The 16,380-nt window shown below is 63.5% G+C and carries 20 protein-coding genes; 12 read left to right on the forward strand and 8 right to left on the reverse strand.

Annotated elements, in window-relative coordinates; genetic code table 11:
* Nucleotides 1-3: 3 nt before the first annotated feature.
* The 6 genes from gcvH to ACT6Q8_RS11810 all read left to right on the forward strand — a co-directional run bounded on the left by gcvH (nt 4) and on the right by ACT6Q8_RS11810 (nt 6,100).
* Complete coding sequence (gene gcvH, locus ACT6Q8_RS11785) at nt 4-375, forward strand: glycine cleavage system protein GcvH (RefSeq protein WP_444732896.1); 372 nt, start codon at nt 4-6, stop codon at nt 373-375.
* The gene (gcvPA, locus tag ACT6Q8_RS11790; RefSeq protein WP_054166818.1) at nt 375-1,721 is read left to right on the forward strand and encodes an aminomethyl-transferring glycine dehydrogenase subunit GcvPA; all 1,347 of its coding nucleotides are present in this window, start codon (nt 375-377) and stop codon (nt 1,719-1,721) included. The genes gcvH and gcvPA overlap by 1 nt, the downstream gene beginning before the upstream one ends.
* A gap of 5 nt (nt 1,722-1,726) precedes the next feature.
* Nucleotides 1,727-3,301 carry an aminomethyl-transferring glycine dehydrogenase subunit GcvPB gene (gcvPB, locus tag ACT6Q8_RS11795; protein WP_444732914.1) on the forward strand — a complete coding sequence of 525 codons (1,575 nt, stop codon included), beginning with the start codon at nt 1,727-1,729 and terminating at the stop codon, nt 3,299-3,301.
* A 161-nt stretch (nt 3,302-3,462) separates the two neighbouring features.
* Entirely contained in the window at nt 3,463-4,272 is an 810-nt protein-coding gene (locus ACT6Q8_RS11800; RefSeq protein ID WP_054166820.1) for a substrate-binding periplasmic protein, read from the forward strand.
* A gap of 90 nt (nt 4,273-4,362) precedes the next feature.
* Nucleotides 4,363-4,929 (forward strand): class I SAM-dependent methyltransferase, encoded by a 567-nt coding sequence (locus ACT6Q8_RS11805; RefSeq protein WP_156344473.1) that lies wholly within the window; start codon nt 4,363-4,365, stop codon nt 4,927-4,929.
* A 13-nt stretch (nt 4,930-4,942) separates the two neighbouring features.
* Nucleotides 4,943-6,100, forward strand: a complete 1,158-nt coding sequence (locus ACT6Q8_RS11810; protein WP_444732913.1) for an aminotransferase — start codon at nt 4,943-4,945, stop codon at nt 6,098-6,100.
* Nucleotides 6,101-6,109: 9 nt separating this feature from the next.
* On the opposite strand, the gene ACT6Q8_RS11815 is transcribed toward ACT6Q8_RS11810, so the two are convergent.
* From ACT6Q8_RS11815 to ACT6Q8_RS11830, 4 genes are read right to left on the reverse strand one after another with little or no spacing between them, the layout of a single operon-like run.
* Nucleotides 6,110-6,718 carry a histidine phosphatase family protein gene (locus tag ACT6Q8_RS11815; protein WP_444732895.1) on the reverse strand — a complete coding sequence of 203 codons (609 nt, stop codon included), beginning with the start codon at nt 6,716-6,718 and terminating at the stop codon, nt 6,110-6,112.
* 10 nt (nt 6,719-6,728) lie between these two features.
* Complete coding sequence (gene hemF / locus ACT6Q8_RS11820) at nt 6,729-7,628, reverse strand: oxygen-dependent coproporphyrinogen oxidase (protein ID WP_444732894.1); 900 nt, start codon at nt 7,626-7,628, stop codon at nt 6,729-6,731.
* A gap of 38 nt (nt 7,629-7,666) precedes the next feature.
* Nucleotides 7,667-8,152: a tRNA (cytidine(34)-2'-O)-methyltransferase gene (locus ACT6Q8_RS11825; protein ID WP_444732893.1), complete on the reverse strand. Its 486-nt coding sequence runs from the start codon at nt 8,150-8,152 to the stop codon at nt 7,667-7,669.
* 10 nt (nt 8,153-8,162) lie between these two features.
* Complete coding sequence (locus ACT6Q8_RS11830) at nt 8,163-8,390, reverse strand: hypothetical protein (RefSeq protein WP_444732892.1); 228 nt, start codon at nt 8,388-8,390, stop codon at nt 8,163-8,165.
* A 270-nt stretch (nt 8,391-8,660) separates the two neighbouring features.
* Between ACT6Q8_RS11830 and rpmB the strand changes: the two genes are divergently transcribed.
* The 6 genes from rpmB (at nt 8,661) to ACT6Q8_RS11860 (ending at nt 12,853) form a co-directional block, all read left to right on the forward strand.
* Nucleotides 8,661-8,957: a 50S ribosomal protein L28 gene (gene rpmB, locus ACT6Q8_RS11835; protein WP_054166970.1), complete on the forward strand. Its 297-nt coding sequence runs from the start codon at nt 8,661-8,663 to the stop codon at nt 8,955-8,957.
* Between the two features lie 134 nt (nt 8,958-9,091).
* Nucleotides 9,092-9,874 (forward strand): queuosine precursor transporter, encoded by a 783-nt coding sequence (locus tag ACT6Q8_RS11840; RefSeq protein ID WP_444732891.1) that lies wholly within the window; start codon nt 9,092-9,094, stop codon nt 9,872-9,874.
* A 35-nt stretch (nt 9,875-9,909) separates the two neighbouring features.
* Nucleotides 9,910-10,302, forward strand: a complete 393-nt coding sequence (locus ACT6Q8_RS11845; protein WP_444732890.1) for a hypothetical protein — start codon at nt 9,910-9,912, stop codon at nt 10,300-10,302.
* Nucleotides 10,299-10,697 carry a type II toxin-antitoxin system VapC family toxin gene (locus ACT6Q8_RS11850; protein WP_444732889.1) on the forward strand — a complete coding sequence of 133 codons (399 nt, stop codon included), beginning with the start codon at nt 10,299-10,301 and terminating at the stop codon, nt 10,695-10,697. The genes ACT6Q8_RS11845 and ACT6Q8_RS11850 overlap by 4 nt, the downstream gene beginning before the upstream one ends.
* Before the next feature lie 9 nt (nt 10,698-10,706).
* Nucleotides 10,707-11,960: a tRNA guanosine(34) transglycosylase Tgt gene (gene tgt / locus ACT6Q8_RS11855; RefSeq protein ID WP_444732888.1), complete on the forward strand. Its 1,254-nt coding sequence runs from the start codon at nt 10,707-10,709 to the stop codon at nt 11,958-11,960.
* Nucleotides 11,957-12,853: a diguanylate cyclase gene (locus ACT6Q8_RS11860; RefSeq protein WP_444732887.1), complete on the forward strand. Its 897-nt coding sequence runs from the start codon at nt 11,957-11,959 to the stop codon at nt 12,851-12,853. Before tgt ends, ACT6Q8_RS11860 begins: the two co-directional genes overlap by 4 nt.
* 7 nt (nt 12,854-12,860) lie before the next feature.
* Here ACT6Q8_RS11860 and ACT6Q8_RS11865 read toward each other — a convergent pair whose 3' ends face one another.
* The 4 genes from ACT6Q8_RS11865 to ACT6Q8_RS11880 form a co-directional block, all read right to left on the reverse strand.
* Nucleotides 12,861-13,439: a hypothetical protein gene (locus tag ACT6Q8_RS11865; protein WP_054166829.1), complete on the reverse strand. Its 579-nt coding sequence runs from the start codon at nt 13,437-13,439 to the stop codon at nt 12,861-12,863.
* Between the two features lie 132 nt (nt 13,440-13,571).
* Nucleotides 13,572-14,000 carry a flagellar basal body rod protein FlgC gene (locus tag ACT6Q8_RS11870; protein ID WP_444732886.1) on the reverse strand — a complete coding sequence of 143 codons (429 nt, stop codon included), beginning with the start codon at nt 13,998-14,000 and terminating at the stop codon, nt 13,572-13,574.
* A 161-nt stretch (nt 14,001-14,161) separates the two neighbouring features.
* A complete protein-coding gene (locus tag ACT6Q8_RS11875; RefSeq protein ID WP_444732885.1) occupies nt 14,162-14,860 on the reverse strand; it encodes a TorF family putative porin in 699 nt (232 codons plus the stop codon).
* A 287-nt stretch (nt 14,861-15,147) separates the two neighbouring features.
* A complete protein-coding gene (locus ACT6Q8_RS11880) occupies nt 15,148-16,275 on the reverse strand; it encodes a type III PLP-dependent enzyme (protein ID WP_444732912.1) in 1,128 nt (375 codons plus the stop codon).
* Nucleotides 16,276-16,380: the final 105 nt, after the last annotated feature.

Below are 16,380 nucleotides of genomic sequence, written 5' to 3' on the forward strand. Positions count from 1 at the left end.
CCCATGACCATCCGTTTCACCAAGGACCATGAGTGGATCAAGCTGGACGGCGGCGTCGCCACCGTCGGCATCACCGATTATGCCCAGAATGCGCTGGGCGATGTGGTGTTTGTCGAGGTGCCGGACGCCGGCAAGGTGCTGGAACAGGGCAAGGACGCAGCCGTGGTCGAATCGGTGAAGGCCGCCTCTGAGATCTACGCCCCCGTCGATGGCACAGTCATCGAAGGCAATGCCGCCCTGGGTGACGATCCCTCGCTGGTGAACACCGCCCCGGAAGGTGACGGCTGGTTCTTCAAGATGTCGATCAAGGACATGGCGCAGTTTGAGGCGCTGATGGACGAGGACGCCTACAAGTCCTTCACCGAGGGGCTGTGATGCGTTACCTGCCGCTGACCGATGCCGACCGTTCATCCATGCTGGCCACCATCGGGGTGGACAGTGTGGATGCCCTGTTCCGCGATGTTCCCGACCATGCCAAGCTGCCGGGCAAGATCGCCGGCCTGCCCGACCATAAGGGCGAGTTGGAGGTGGAACGCCACCTGTCGCGTCTGGCCGCGAAGAATGTCACGGCCTCGTCCGTACCGTTCTTTGTGGGGGCGGGTGCGTACAAGCACCATGTCCCCGCCTCAGTCGACCAGATCCTGCTGCGGGGCGAGTTCCTGACCAGCTACACGCCGTACCAGCCGGAAGTGACGCAGGGCACGCTGCAATATCTGTTCGAATTCCAGACGCAGGTGGCGCTGCTGACCGGCATGGATGTGGCCAACGCCTCCATGTATGACGGGGCGACGGGTACGGCGGAGGCCGTCCTGATGGCCGCGCGCGTCAATAAGCGTAACAAGGTCATCCTGTCCGGCGGCTTGCACCCGCATTACCGCGAAGTGGTGGAAACCACCTGCGGCATCATGGGCATGGATATCCGCGCCCAGGCGCCCGACTGGAAGAATGCCGAAGACCTGTCCGCTCTGCTGGATGCCGAAACCGCCTGCGTCGTGGTTCAGACGCCCTCGCTGTTCGGCCATCTGCGAGACTTCACGGCCCTGTGCGATGCCGCCCACGCCAAGGGCGTGATGGTCATCGTGGTGGTGACGGAGGTTGTGTCGCTGGGGCTGCTGCCGTCGCCGGGTTCCATGGGCGCCGACATCGTGGTGTGCGAAGGCCAGTCCATCGGTAACGGCCTGAATTTCGGCGGGCCTTATGTCGGCCTGTTCGCCACCCGTGACAAGTATGTGCGCCAGATGCCGGGCCGCCTGTGCGGTCAGACGGTGGATGCCGATGGCAAGCGCGGTTTCGTGCTGACGCTTTCCACCCGTGAGCAGCATATCCGTCGCGAAAAGGCGACGTCGAACATCTGCACGAACTCCGGCCTGTGCGCGCTGGCCTTCACCATCCACCTGTCGCTCTTGGGCGAACAGGGTCTGGTGCAACTGGCCCGCATCAATCATGCCAATGCCGTGACGCTGGCTGACAAGCTGTCCGCCGTGAAGGGCGTCAGCGTCGTCAATGATGGGTTCTTCAACGAATTTACGGTGAAGCTGCCCAAGAAGGCGGCCAAGGTCGTGTCCAAGCTGGCGGCCAAGGACATTCTGGCCGGCGTGCCGGTCAGCCGTCTGTACCCGGATGTGGAAGGGCTGGACGATCTGCTGCTGGTCGCCGCGACGGAGATCAACAGCGTGGAAGATATGGACGCGCTGGTGCGCGGCCTGGAGGAGGTTCTCTGATGGCCATGAACAATCAGGGTCGCGACAGCACCCCCCATTCCGTGTCCGTCACGGGCGACGTTGTCACCTTCACCGGCAACAAGGCGCTGCAGCAGGAAGAAGCGCTGATCTTCGAAATGGACAATCCGGGCGCCGTGGGCGTGGACTTGCCGGAGCCGGTGACCGTGAAGACGCGCCTGGGCGGCCTGTCGGCCCGCGCCGGTGTCGGCCTGCCGCAGCTGGCCGAACCCGACGTGGTGCGCCATTACACGCGCCTGAGCCAAAAGAACTTTGCCATCGACACGACCATGTACCCGCTGGGTTCGTGCACTATGAAGCATAACCCGCGCCTGAACGAGAAGATGGCCCGTCTGCCCGGCTTCGGCGACATCCACCCGATGCAGCCGGTTGAAACGGTGCAGGGTGCGCTGGAACTGATCGATCAGCTGGCCTACTGGCTGAAGACGCTGACCGGGATGCCGGCCGTCGCCATGTCGCCGGGGGCCGGTGCCCATGGCGAGCTGTGCGGCCTCATGGCCATCCATGCGGCCCTGGATGCGCGCGGCGAAAGCCATCGCCGCCGTGTGCTGGTGCCCGAGTCTGCCCATGGCACCAACCCAGCCACGGCTGCTTTCTGTGGTTTCACCGTCGATACGATCCCGGCGGAAGAGAATGGCCGCGTCAGCGTGGAGGCCGTGAAGGCCAAGCTGGGCGATGATGTCGCCTGCATCATGCTGACCAACCCCAATACCTGCGGCCTGTTCGAACCGCAGATCCGGGAAATCGCTGACGCGGTGCATGCGGCGGGCGGCTATTTCTACTGCGACGGGGCGAATTACAACGCCATCGTCGGGCGCGTGCGCCCCGCCGACCTGGGCGTGGACGCCATGCATATCAACCTGCACAAGACCTTCTCCACCCCGCATGGCGGTGGCGGTCCGGGTTCCGGCCCGGTGGTCCTGTCCGATGCGCTGGCCCCGTTCGCGCCCCTGCCCTTCGTGGTGCATGGCAAGGATGGGTTCACGCTGGTCGAACATGCCAAGGATGCCGGCGAGGCCACGCCGTTTGGCCGCCTGAAGGGCTTCCACGGACAGATGGGCATGTTTGTGCGGGCGCTGTCCTATATGCTGTCGCACGGGGCCGATGGCCTGCGTCAGGTGGCGTCCGATGCTGTCCTGAACGCCAACTATGTGCTGGCCAGCCTGAAGGATGTCATGTCGGCATCATTCGAGGGCCCGTGCATGCACGAAGCCCTGTTCGATGATCGCTTTCTGAAGGGCACGGGCGTCACGCCGCTGGACTTCGCCAAGGCGATGATCGACGAGGGGTACCACCCGATGACCATGTATTTCCCCCTGGTCGTCCATGGTGCCCTGCTGATCGAGCCGACGGAGACGGAGAGCAAGCGGACCCTGGATCAGTTCATCGGGACCATGCGGCACCTGGCGGAAAAGGCCATTGCCGGCGATCTGGCGCATTTCCAGGCCGCCCCCCGTCTGACCCCGCGCAAGCGGCTGGACGAAACCCAGGCCGCCCGCAAGCCGGTGCTGCGCTGGGTGAAGCCGGTGCCACAGGCCGTGGTGGCGCAGGCGGCAGAGTAATCCTGTTGCACGAAACGGCCGCTGGACGCCCTTAAGGGAATCCTGCGGCCGTTTTCGCGTCATCTTTATTTCATACCCATGAAGTCATCGCGTGATTTGGGGCACGGAGCAGCGTATATTCTGCCTCCATGCGCTTTCCCTTTAAGCACCTTGTGCACCCCTTGCCGGTCCTTGCCGCACTCCTGGCCCTGTTGGCCGGGACGGGTGACACGCGTGCCCGCGACCTGACACCGGCGGAACGGGAACGCCCCATCATCATCGCGTCCGACCCCTGGTGTCCCTATGCCTGCGATCCCGATGCGGATGGGCGGGAGGGCTATATGGTCGATCTGACTCGTGAGATATTTGAAGGGCTTGGCTTAAAGGTTGAGTATCGCGTCGTCAATTTCGCGATGATGAAGCGCATGGCCAAGGATGGCACGGCCACCGCCCTTCCGGGCATGGCATCGGACATGGATGGTGCCGTGCGACTGCCGGCACTGGCGCAGGGCAATTCCGCCAACGCCGTCGTCATGGCCCGCACACAGAGCTTCGCCTTCACCAAGCCGGAGGATTTTGAGCGGTTCCGCCTGGGCGTGATCAAGGATTACGATTATGGCGGCACCTTACAGGAGTATGTTGATAAGAATATCCAGAACCCGGACCGAATTGTCGTTTTGAGCGGGTTTGGCTATTCACATCTGGTGCAGGGGCTGCGCATGCTGACGGCGGGGCGCATCGACATGCTGCTGGATGATCACAACGTCCTGCGCTGGCAGGTCCGGCGCATGGGGATACAGCAGCAGGTCCTGACCCAATCTCTGAAGGATGATGCCGACCTGTTTGTCGGCTTCTCGCTGAGCGACCCGCGTTCCGCCGAACTGGCCCGCATCATGGCGGAGGGGACGCGCCGCCTGCGGGAGAATGGCCGGTTGTCGGCCATCATGCGCAATTACGGGCTGGAGGAGCAGGCGGCCCTGCTCAACAACTGACCGGCACCGATTTTCATCGCCAAAAGCCCCCGTCATTCTCTACCTTTGCCGCATCCGGATGGGCGGATGGGTGGAAAGGGTGCAGTGGCGATGACCGATGAATTGCCTGTGGTGCTGCATGTCGGATGCGGTGTCGCCGACCCCGCCAAACTGCCGGAGCAGTTCTTCGCGCCGCGCGAATGGCGTGAGTTGCGGTACGATATCGACCCTAATGTGGCACCCGATATTATCGGCAGTATCACCGATATGAACGGCATCGCGTCAGCATCGGTGGATGCTGTCTGGTCTTCCCACAATGTTGAACATCTTTATCCCCATGAGGTGCCGGTGGCGCTGTCGGAATTCCGGCGGGTGCTGAAGCCCGGCGCCTTCGCCCTGATCACCCTGCCCGACCTGCAGCAGGTGGCCGAACTGGTGGCCCAGGGCAAGATGGAGGAACCGGCCTATCTGTCGCCCGCCGGTCCCATCGCCCCCATCGATATGATCTTTGGCTGGCGCCTGCCCATGGCACAGGGGAACCTGTATATGGCCCACCGTACCGGCTTTGTGCAGAACAGCCTCAAGAAGGCGATGGATGAGGCCGGTTTTGTCGGCACCCAGGTGATCCGCGACGGGCAATTCGCGCTCTGGGCCAAGGGCTACGCCCCCATCCCCTGATAGGGACATGATGATGAAGCCCGGCAACAGCACCTTTTCCGCCCTTGGCACCACCATATTCGAGGTGATGTCGCGGCTGGCCGATCAGCATAAGGCCATCAATCTGGGCCAGGGCTTTCCTGACGGCAACGGCCCGCCCGATATTGTGGAGGCCGCCGCCAGCTATCTGACCCATGGCTGGAACCAGTATCCGCCCATGCCGGGCCTGCCGGGCCTGCGACAGGCACTGGCGGCCCATAATGCCCGTTTCTATGATCTGACGGTCGATTGGGCGACCGAGACGCTGGTGACCAGCGGTGCAACAGAGGCGCTGGCCGCCTGTCTGTTCGGCCTGCTGGAGCCGGGGGACGAGGTGGTTCTGTTTCAGCCGCTCTATGACAGCTACGCCCCCATCATCCGTCGCGCCGGGGCCATTCCACGATTCGTCAGCCTGAAGGCACCGGACTGGACCTTTACCGAGGCCGATCTGGAGGCGGTGTTTGGCGAGAAGACCAAGTTGGTCCTTATCAACAATCCGCAGAACCCGGCGGGCAAGGTCTGGACCCTGGACGAACTGACCCTGCTATCCCGCTTTGTCATCCACCATGACGCCATGGCCCTGTGTGATGAGGTTTATGAACATCTGGTGTTCGACGGGCGGCGGCATATCCCGCTGATAACCCTGCCCGGCATGCGTGAACGTACGCTCCGCATCGGGTCGGCCGGCAAGACCTTTTCCCTGACCGGGTGGAAGGTCGGTTATATCACGGGGCCTGCACCGCTGCTGGCCCCCGTCATCAAGGCACACCAGTTCTTGACCTTCACCACCCCGCCGAACCTTCAGCATGCGGTGGCGCTGGGCCTGAACAAGGATGACACCTATTTCACTGGGCTGGCCGAGGACATGGCGCGGCGCCGCGACCTTCTGTCGGCGGGGTTGCGGGCGGCGGGTCTGGTCGTGCTGCCGTGCGCCGGCACCTATTTCCTGACCGTCGATCTGGCGGCCAGCGGCATTGCCATGGATGACCGGGCCTTTTGTCAGCATCTGACGGAAAAGGTTGGTGTGGCCGCCATCCCGATCAGCGCCTTCTTTGAGGTGGATGCCCCCACCCACCTTGTCCGCTTCTGCTTCTGCAAGCGGGATGAGGTGCTGGAAGAGGCGATCCGGCGGTTGGGGGCGGGGATCGTCTGATCTCCGCCCTCACGCCAACTCCTCCACCCCGTCACGCGACAGGCGAAAAACGCGGTCCTGCGGCACGGGCAGGCGGCTGGCGGCATCCTGGTCCAGACCGGCATAATGGGCACGCAGGATACGGCCGCTCATCCCATGCGAAATGGCGATGGTGGGACGGTCAACCTCGGTGACAAAGCCCAGCAGGCGTTCGCGCACCCCCTCATACCGCTCCCCGTTCGGGGCATGGAACTGCCAGCCATGGGGGCCATGGTCAGCCAGCCAGGGGTTTGCCGCCTCAATCTCCGCCCGCGTCATGCCCTCCCAATCGCCGAACGACACTTCGGCCAGTCGCGCGTCCAGCGTGACGGGCAGGTCCAGGTGGCGGTTGATGATGCGCGTCGTCTCCTGCGTGCGGCCCAGCGGGCTGGATACCAGCCGCACCACATCGCGCCAGTCGGGGATATCGTCCATCAGCCGCTTCAGGATAGCGCCAACCTGATCGGCCTGCGCGCGGCCCCGTTCCGTCAGGTCGCTATCCATCTGCCCCTGGCAGCGGGCAGCGACATTCCAATGCGTCTGCCCATGCCGGACCAGCAGGATGGGATGGCCGGCGATAACCCTTTGTTCAAGCATCATGTCCATTTGGTCACGGCCACTTCACTTCCGGTGGCATGGACATCAGGATCGCCTCGATATTGCCGCCGGTTTTCAGCCCGAACAGGGTGCCGCGGTCATGCAGCAGGTTGAATTCCACATAGCGGCCCCGGCGGATCAGTTGATGATCACGCTGTGCCGCGTTCCATTCCTGGTGCATGCGGCGCGCCACGATGCGCGGATAGACATCCAGAAAGGCCTGCCCCACGGCGCGGGTAAAGGCAAAGTCATCCGCCCAATCGCCGGTATCCAGCTGATCATAGAAGATGCCGCCCACGCCGCGCGGCTCGTTCCGGTGCGGCAGGAAGAAGTAGCGGTCGCACCATTCCTTATACTTGGCATAGTAATCATCGCCATGCGCATCGCATGCGCCCTTGAGGGCGGCGTGGAAATCGGCCTTGTCCTCTTCGGTCTGCAGCCCTTCCATGAACATGGGCGTCAGGTCGGCACCGCCGCCGAACCAGTTCTGGCTGGTCACCAGCATGCGCGTATTCATATGCACTGCCGGCACCAGTGGGCTTTGCATATGGGCCACCAGAGAGATGCCGCTGGCCCAGAAATGCCCGTCGCCGCCAGCACCGGGGATGGAGGCGCGAAACTCAGGCGAGAAGGTGCCGTGGACGGTGGAGACATTCACACCCACCTTCTCAAACACCCGGCCCTTCATGACGCTCATCACGCCGCCGCCGCCTTCGCCGCCATCATGGTTGGGACGGTCCCACGCCTTGCGCTCGAATCGCCCGGCGGGCAGGCCGGCATGCGGACCGCCGGCCAGTTCATCCTCCAGCCGTTCGAACGCGGCACAGATCTGGTCACGCAGACTCTCGAACCAGGCTTTCGCCTGGGCTTGACGGTCGGCCAGGATGTCGGGCGGCGGCAGGGGTGTCGGCATGGGCGGATCCGGGGGACAGAGGCTCGGGTCTTAACGGTTTAACCGTTCCCGCCCCCGCTGGAAATGATTGTTTGACGGTCAGAAGTGTCAACCTGCCTTAACACTTCGCCCAACACCATGGAAGCCGCGATGGCGACGTTCAACGAACGGGTGCCCGACCGCATGGGGATCAGCACGCGCAGGTCGGCAGCATCATGCACATCATCGGGCACGCCCGCACTTTCCCGCCCCAGCAGCAGGATATCGTCGGGCTGATAGGCGACCTGCGTATAAGGCACGGCGGCGCGCGTGGTCAGCAGCACCAGCCGCCCCCTTCGTTGCGCCTGAAACGCGGCCCAGCTGACATGGCGGGTGACATCGGCATGGTCGGCATAATCCATGACAGAGCGCTTCATGCGCTTGTCATCCAGGATGAAGCCGCAGGGTTCGATAATGTCCAAACCGACACCGGTACAGGCGCCCAGACGCATCAGGGTGCCGGCATTCTGGGGAATGTCGGGCTGGTAAAGGGCAAGACGGGGCAAGATGTTAACTTTAAGTCAGCACATCCAGATACATGCCCCGGCGGTACCGGGCCGGCAGGCGCAGCATGCCATCGACGATCAGCGCCGCCAGTTCCTTGGCATTGGGCCAGCGGTTGCCGGGCCGGCCCATGGGGATGGGCCGCCCACCAGGACCGGAGATGGGAAGGACGCCGCGCCGTCCGCCACCCTCAATAACGCTGCCGCCCAGGCCCGTGGGGCCGGCCGAAGCGGGGTTCATGCGTGTATCGACCATAAGATGGCGTCCAGGCTGGAAAAGACCATTGCCATCCTATAAGGAAAGGTCGCGGTGCGAAAGGGGGCACCGCCGCTGCCGCATGGCGGAAATGCTGATCTCTGCCCCTGCCCTTGGGCTTGACTCTGTGCCACCCCTCGTTTATCAACGCGGCTTCGTTGGTTGGGGGAAACCCTGACCGGCAAGGTCTTTTTCGTCTTAGGTGCGCCCCGGTTCTGGTTCCGTGGCCGCCAGCAGCAAGAGAATAGGTGTTTCATGTCCCGCAAGTGCGCCGTGACCGGCAAGGGTGTGCAGACCGGCAATAACGTCTCTCACGCCAACAACAAGTCCCGCCGGCGCTTCCTGCCGAACCTGCAGGAAACCTCGCTGATGTCCGACGCGCTGGGCCGTATGGTCCGTTTGCGCCTGTCGACCAACGGCATCCGCACCATCGAACACAAGGGTGGCCTGGACGCCGCTCTGCTGGATATCGCTGATGCCAAGCTGGATGTTGATGCCCGCAAGGTGAAGAAGCAGATCCAGAAGGTCCTGGCCGCCAAGACCGCCGCCTGATCGGCGTCTGTCGGTTCCAGTATCGCTGCTGACGGTATCGTCGGCCCCGCGAGACACCCGTTAAGGGGTCGTTTCGCGGGGCCGCTGCCGTTTGTGCTCCCTTTTATATCTGCCCGCCCTTCGGGACCGCCCCCATGTCCTTGTCCCCCGCCGACCTGATCGCCTTCCTGCACAGCCTGCCGCCAGAGGCGCTGCTGCTGCTCCAGGCCCTGTTCTGCTTTGGCACGATCCTGGTCATGGTGCGGCTGTTCGGGGCGCCAGGCCTTTACCTCTACATCGCCACCGCCGTCATCGCGGCGAATGTGGAGGTGTTGAAGGCGGTGCAGTTCGGTTTCTATGACCATCCGGTCGCCATGGGCACGGTCCTATTCGGGTCCACCTATCTGGCCACCGACATATTGACCGAACATTACGGACGCGATGCGGCGCGCAAGGCCGTGTTCCTGTCCTTTGCGGCCTATCTTCTGTTCACCCTGTTCATGATCATCACCCTGGGTTACCGCCCGATGACAGAGGCGCAGGCGGGCGCTGACATGCAATGGGCCCTGCCGATGCAGGACCATATCGCCGCCCTGTTTACCCCCGCCCCCGCCCTGTTCGCGGCGGGGATGACGGCGTATTTGACCAGCCAGCTGTTCGACGTCTGGGTCTATCAGCGCATCCGGGGCGCCACCGGCGACCGCCATCTCTGGCTGCGCAATAATGGCAGCACCATGCTGTCGTCGCTGGTCGACAACGTCATCTTCTCCGTCCTGGCCTGGGTGGTCTTCGCCCCCGAGCCTGTGGGCTGGGACGCGCTGTTCTACACCTATATCCTGGGCACCTATGGCCTGCGCGTGGCGCTGTCGATACTGGACACCCCCTTCATGTACCTGTCGCGGCGCATGGTGCGGCGGGTGGATGGGGTGGCGGTGTGATTGAGCGACAGGCCGTCTGCTGTTAGCATAGGGATATGGACACGATCCTTCCCCAGACGCCGGAGCCGGTGACCGCCGAGCAGCTCCGTGCTGCCCGTTCCTTACTGCGCATCGCGCAGCGGGACCTGGCCGCACGCGCCGGGGTGCCGCTGCCCAGCCTGCGCCGCCTGGAAGGGGTGGGTGGAACGGTGAAGGTGCCGCCGGACATCGTGCGCCGCACACGGCGGGCGTTGGAACAGGCCGGAGCCGTGTTTGTGGCGGGTGGGGTACAGCGTCAGGCCATACCGGAGTGGCCCCTCTCTTACGAAGAGAAGCTGGCACAGGTGAGGGTGATACAGGCAGAGGTTAAACAGCTGCCGATTCTGGACCCGCGCCCCGTCGAAGTGATGTTCGCCGACCTCTATGATGAGAACGGCCTGCCGCGATGATCGTGGTGGACAGCTCTGCCTTGATGGCCATCCTGCTGCAAGAGGCTGAGGCCGAGCGTCTTGCGGCCTGTCTGGGGGCGGTCAGCAGCTCTATGATGTCGGCGGTCTCGCTGCTGGAATCCAGCATGGTGGCAACGGGGCGGTTGGGCGACGGCGGAGTTCACAAACTTCAGCAGTTGATCCAGACATTCTCGATCAGCATCATACCCTTCGATGCCGACCAAGCCACCCACGCCGCCGATGCGTTCCGCCGGTTCGGCAAGGGGCGTGATACCGCCGCCCTAAACATGGGCGACTGTGCCAGTTACGCGCTGGCGGCCAGCCATTCGCTGCCGCTTCTGTACAAAGGCGCGGATTTCGCCAATACCGATATGCAAACAGCCCTGCCCGCCTGATGGCCTGCAATGGCACCCCCTTCCCTGAAAGTCTGTCTTCACGCCATGTCCATCTCCTACCCCGGTTTTTCCTTCGACATCACGCATCGTGACCCGGCGGGCAGCAAGGCCCGGATCGGGACCTTGTCCACCCCGCATGGCGCCATCCAGACGCCGAATTTCATTTTCTGCGGCACCAAGGCGGCCATCAAGGGGCTGACGACGGAGCAGATGCGGGAGGAGAAGACTGACATCATCCTGGCCAATACCTATCATCTGATGATCCAGCCGGGGGCCGATCTGGTGGCCAAGCTGGGTGGGCTGCATAAGATGATGAACTGGCACGGGCCGATGCTGACCGACAGCGGCGGGTACCAGATCTTTGCCATGGGCCATGGGTCGGTGGCGGATGAGGTGAAGGGGCGGCGGACGACGACGCGCGAGAAGACCCTGTTGAAGATCACCGAGGAGGGGGCGACCTTCCGGTCCTATACCAACGGGGAAAAGCTGTTCCTGACGCCGGAAAAGAGCATCGATATTCAGCGCAAGCTGGGTCCCGACTTTGTCGTGCAGCTGGATGAATGCACGCCCTTCCATGTGGACCGGAAATATACCGCCCGGTCGATGAAGATGTCCCATCGCTGGGGCGACCGGTCGCTGACGGCATTCAAGGAATTTGGCGGCATTTCGGCCAACGGAATGCCGCAGGCCATGTATGGCATTGTCCAGGGCGGGGTCTATCCCGACCTGCGCAAGGAGAGCGCGGAGATCGTGGCAAACCAGGATTTCTTCGCCACCGCCGTCGGCGGCTGCCTGGGCGCCACGCGTGAGCAGATGCATGATGTGGTGGGCATGGCCATGGCGCATGTGCATCCCACCCGGCCAGTCCATCTTCTGGGCATTGGCGGCATTGTTGATATTTTTGAGGGCGTGGCGCTGGGCATCGACACGTTCGACTGTGTCAGCCCGACGCGAATCGCCCGCCATGGCTGGGCCCTGGCACCCGGCGTGAAGGGCGAGCGTCTGAACATGCGCAATGCCCGGTTCAAGGACGATGACACCCCCATCGATGCCGAATGCGGCTGTTACGCCTGTCGTACGGCCAGCCGTGGCTATATCCACCATCTGCTTAAGGCGGAGGAGATGCTGGGCATGCAGTTGCTGACAATGCACAATGTCCACACAATGAACCGCCTGATGCGCGATATCCGCGCCGCCATCATCACCGGCACCCTGGCCGAGGCGCGGCGCAAATGGGTGTGGCAGCCGGGGGACAGTGAATGAACCCGCCGGCCAGCGGCAGCAGCGCGTCCGCCATCGTCGCCGGCCTGTCCGGCGTGGTGGATGAACATCTGCGCTGGCTGACGCAATGGCACAAGGCCGCCCTGTTCACCCGCGACAGCGGCCTGTCGGGGCCGGACGCCGCACCGGAACCCAAGGGCTTTGCCGCCTGGGTGACGCGGGTCAAGCGCGGCAGCGTGGCCCATCAACCGGCCTTTGACCGGCTGGTCCAGGTGCATGACCAGTTGCACCGCATGGGCCGCCTGACCCTGATGCGCGCGGCGGAGGGGGATGCACCGGATTACGCCACCTATCAGGCCGTTCTGGACAAGTTTGATGAGTTTATCCAGCAATGCCGACGCATCGAACGCGCCCTGTCAGTGGCGGGTAGTGGCATCGACCCGTTGACGGGCCTGCGGAACCGTACCGGTCTGGCCGATGAGGTATCGCGCGAACTGGCACGCTTTGCCCGCACGGGGCAGCCCTTCTGCGTGGCGCTGTGCGATCTGGACAAGTTCAAATCGGTCAACGACACCTATGGTCACGAGGCGGGCGACCGCGTGCTGGTGGCCGCTGCCGGCTGCCTGACCCGTGGCATCCGGGCGATTGACGAGGCCTTCCGCATGGGGGGCGAGGAAATCCTGATCCTGCTGAAGGAAACCCATCTGACCGAGGCGATGGTGGTGCTGGAAAGGCTGCGCGCCGATCTGGCCGCAACACCGGTGCAACTGGCCGATGGGCAGGTTCTGCACGTCACGGCCAGCTTCGGCGCGGCGGAAGTGACAGGGGAGATCAGCGTGGACGCCCTGGTCGACCGGGCCGATCAGGCGCTCTATGCCGCCAAGCATGGCGGAAGGAACCGGGTGGAGGCGTGGCGCGCACCGGCCACGCCCTGACGGCCCGTCACTGAAGCACGATCACCGGAAACATGTTGGCGCGGATGGACTTGTCCAGCTCCACATCCAGGTCGCCGGCCAGATCGCGGACCAGATCGGTCATGGTCTTTTCCCGCTGCGCCAGGGTCACGTCCTCGGCCACCGTGGTGGAGCGGGCGACGGCGCCCGACACGCTGCCGGTGAAGCCGCGCGAGGTGCCCTCGACCACGATCTCGACCTGCAATTTGCCTTCGTATTTCTGCGACTGATCCTTGGTGAACCAGCCCTTGATGCCCTTGGTGCGATCCAACTCGATCTCCTTGACCGAGGCATCCTTAATGATGACGCGGGCCTTGCCCTGCGGCCCGCCAGCCTTCAGGCGGGTGGAGGCCCAGAGGCGGACGGCGTCCGATGGGGTCAGTGGCAGTTCATGGTCGATATTGGGCGGGGCCATCGGGGCCGCATAGGTGCTTTCCACCTCGATGCTGGCCACATCCAGCACGATCGGCTCCCGGCCTGAGAAATCCACGATGGATTGGGCGGCAACAGGCATGGCGGCCAGCAGGGGGGCGGCCAGGGCGAGCGTCAGCAGCGAACGGCGCAGCATAATGGGTTCCTGTTCTTGGTGTCAGACGGCACGAAAATACAGCATGCCTGAGCGCCATGGCGGTTTCATGGCGCGCATCCTGCCTTTCTGTTGGGCAGCGGACAAGTGTGCAACGCCGAACGATGGGGCGGGTCAGGCCAGCGCGTCGATGGCGCTGCGTTCCAACTCATCCTGGGCGCGGATGGTGGCCAGATTGGCCTGGAAGGCGCGGAGCGAGGAAATCTGGTCAACCCGCTCGGTCACGGGATCGACATTGGGGGCGGCCACCAACCCCTGTTCGTTCGCATCCGTGCTGTCGGGCTGATATTCGGGGATATAGGCCGGGGTGATGGGCCGGGCGATGACGCGCGTCCCCTGCCCCTGACCATTGGGCCCCGCCACTGCCGTCTGGCTGAGGCTTTGCGGCTGAAAGGCCTGGGTCTGGCCGGGCTGCACCGTGCCGTCCACCGCCGGGATGGCACCCGTGCTGCGCTGGTTGGCGACCTTGTTGGCGCTGTTGGCAAGACGCTGCGTCTGGGCCAGCGCGCCGGACAGGGCCGTGCCGATGCTGCCGATGGACATGGTTGCACCTTTCTCCCACACCCCGATCTTCGCGCCAATCGCCCGGGCGGGCAAGAGGACGGAAAGCATAGGTGCCCCAAAAGCAACGGCCGGTCCCCATCAGAGGACCGGCCGTGCCTGGACCACTTAGACTGATCAAGCGGGATAAGGCCCGCCCGTTATCAGAACGCGTAGGTCAGGGTCGCGACGAAGCGGCCATCGCCCAGCGGGGCAGCGCCCTTGACGTCGGTGTCGGTGTACTTCAGGTCCAGCACGAACGGCTCGAACTTCACGGCGACGCCGCCGGTGTAGTCCTGATAGTCGGTGCCGTTGTCCAGCTCGTTGAAGCCGATGGCGCCATAGACGGACACGGTGTCGGTGACGGCGACCGAAGCGCCACCCGCGAAGTACCAAGCATCGCCACCGGCGGCGCCGAAGAATTCCGGCGAGTAATAGGCCTTACCGGTCAGCGTGACCTTGTCGATGGCATAGGCCAGATCCAGGCCAGCCTCAAAATAGTCGAACTCGGCCGAACCATCAGCACCCGGATAGGTGTAGTAGTAGCCGCCGACCGTGTAGGTCAGGTTATCGACGCTGTTGGTGTAACCGGCAATCAGATCGACCTCGATATCGGCGTCGGAACCCAGATCGACGTTCGAGCCCCAAGCGGACACGAAGAAGCCGCTCTCGTGGCTGGCGGTCAGACCGGCCTGGAAAGCCGGGTCGCTGTCGGTCTGGCTGTAACCGCGGAACACATAGTCGCTGGTGATGGCAGCCGTGCCGGAGAAGGTGAACGGGGCGTCTTCAGCCTGCGCGGCAGCAGCGCCGCCCAGCATGGCGAGGGCGATAGCGGTGGAGGCGAGGAACTTAGAGAAACGCATGAACCACTCCATTATGAGGCATTTATGATTGGGTCCCTGCTCCCTTCAGCAAATCTGATGCCAGAAGGGGGCGGGCGGTGATTTCCTGCTGATTATGGGAGTTTCCAACCAGATCGCCTAGAAGCCGCGCATGCTGCTGTGCAACATTACCCGGAGGTGTTGCAAAAAAAATACGCAGTGACCCGAATGGTGCACAAAATTCCATCAACTGGCCACAAAAATGCCACAAGCCGCCCTTGCGGAGCGGCTTGCGTCAGGACCTCTACCCGGTTTGAGCGGGAGAAAGATCAGATGTAGTAAGCCTTCAGCGGCGAGAAGCCGTTGAAATTCACCGCCGAATAGGTGGTGGTATAGGCGCCGGTCGCCATGATCGTCACCTTGTCGCCGATCTTTAGCGAGGTCGGCAGACGATACTCCGCCTTTTCATACAGCACATCGGCGCTGTCGCAGGTGGGGCCAGCCAGGATCACGGCTTCGGCGGGGCCGTCGCGGTCGGTCTGGATCGGGTACTGGATGGCCTCGTCCATGGTCTCGGCCAGACCACCGAACTTGCCGATATCCAGATAGACCCAACGCTTGTCGTCGTTCGCCGACTTGCGGGAGATCAGCACCACCTCCGACTGGATGATGCCAGCATTGCCGACCATGCCGCGGCCGGGCTCGATGATGGTTTCCGGTAGGCGGTTGCCGAAATGACGGCGCAGGCTGTCATTGATCGCCTCGCCATAGGCCTGGCTGGTCGGCACGTCCTTCAGGTAACGGGTGGGGAAACCACCGCCCATATTGACCATGGACAGCAGCACCCCCTGCTCCTCGCAGGCCCGGAAGATGGCGCCCGCCGTGGCCAGCGCGATATCCCACTGCTTCAGGTCGCGCTGCTGGCTGCCGACATGGAATGACACGCCATAGGGGCGGACATTCATGCCTGCGGCCTGGATCAGCAGGTCGCGGGCCATCTCCGGCTCGCACCCGAACTTGCGCGACAGCGGCCAGTCAGCCCCCTCACCCGAGGTCAGGATGCGGCAGAAAACGCGCGCACCCGGCGCATGTTCGGCGATCTTCTCCAGCTCTTCGATGCTATCGAAGGCGAAAAGATCGATACCCAGTTCATGCGCGATACGGATATCGCCGGCCTTCTTGATGGTGTTGCCGAAGGAGATGCGGTCGGGCGTGGCGCCGGCTTCCAGGCAATACTGGATTTCCGGGACGGACGCGGTGTCAAAGCAGGAGCCGTTCTCCACCAGCAGACGCAGGATTTCCGGCGCCGGGTTGGCCTTCACCGCATAAAAGATGCGGCTATCGGGCATGGCGGTCGCCAGCTTGCCGTAATTGTCGGCAACGACGTCCAGGTCCACAACCAGGCACGGGGTGGAGGGGGTCTGTTCAGCGAAGAATCGGGCGATCTTCTCGGTCATCATGGACTCCGAGGCGGCATGAAGCGGGGGATGTCAGGGGTGAAATGGCTTTTGCCGGACCCGATACGGGTCCGGTTCCGCCCAAGCGTGCCGCGAAACGCAGCC

Source organism: Niveispirillum sp. (assembly GCF_052437035.1).
Lineage (GTDB): Bacteria > Pseudomonadota > Alphaproteobacteria > Azospirillales > Azospirillaceae > Niveispirillum.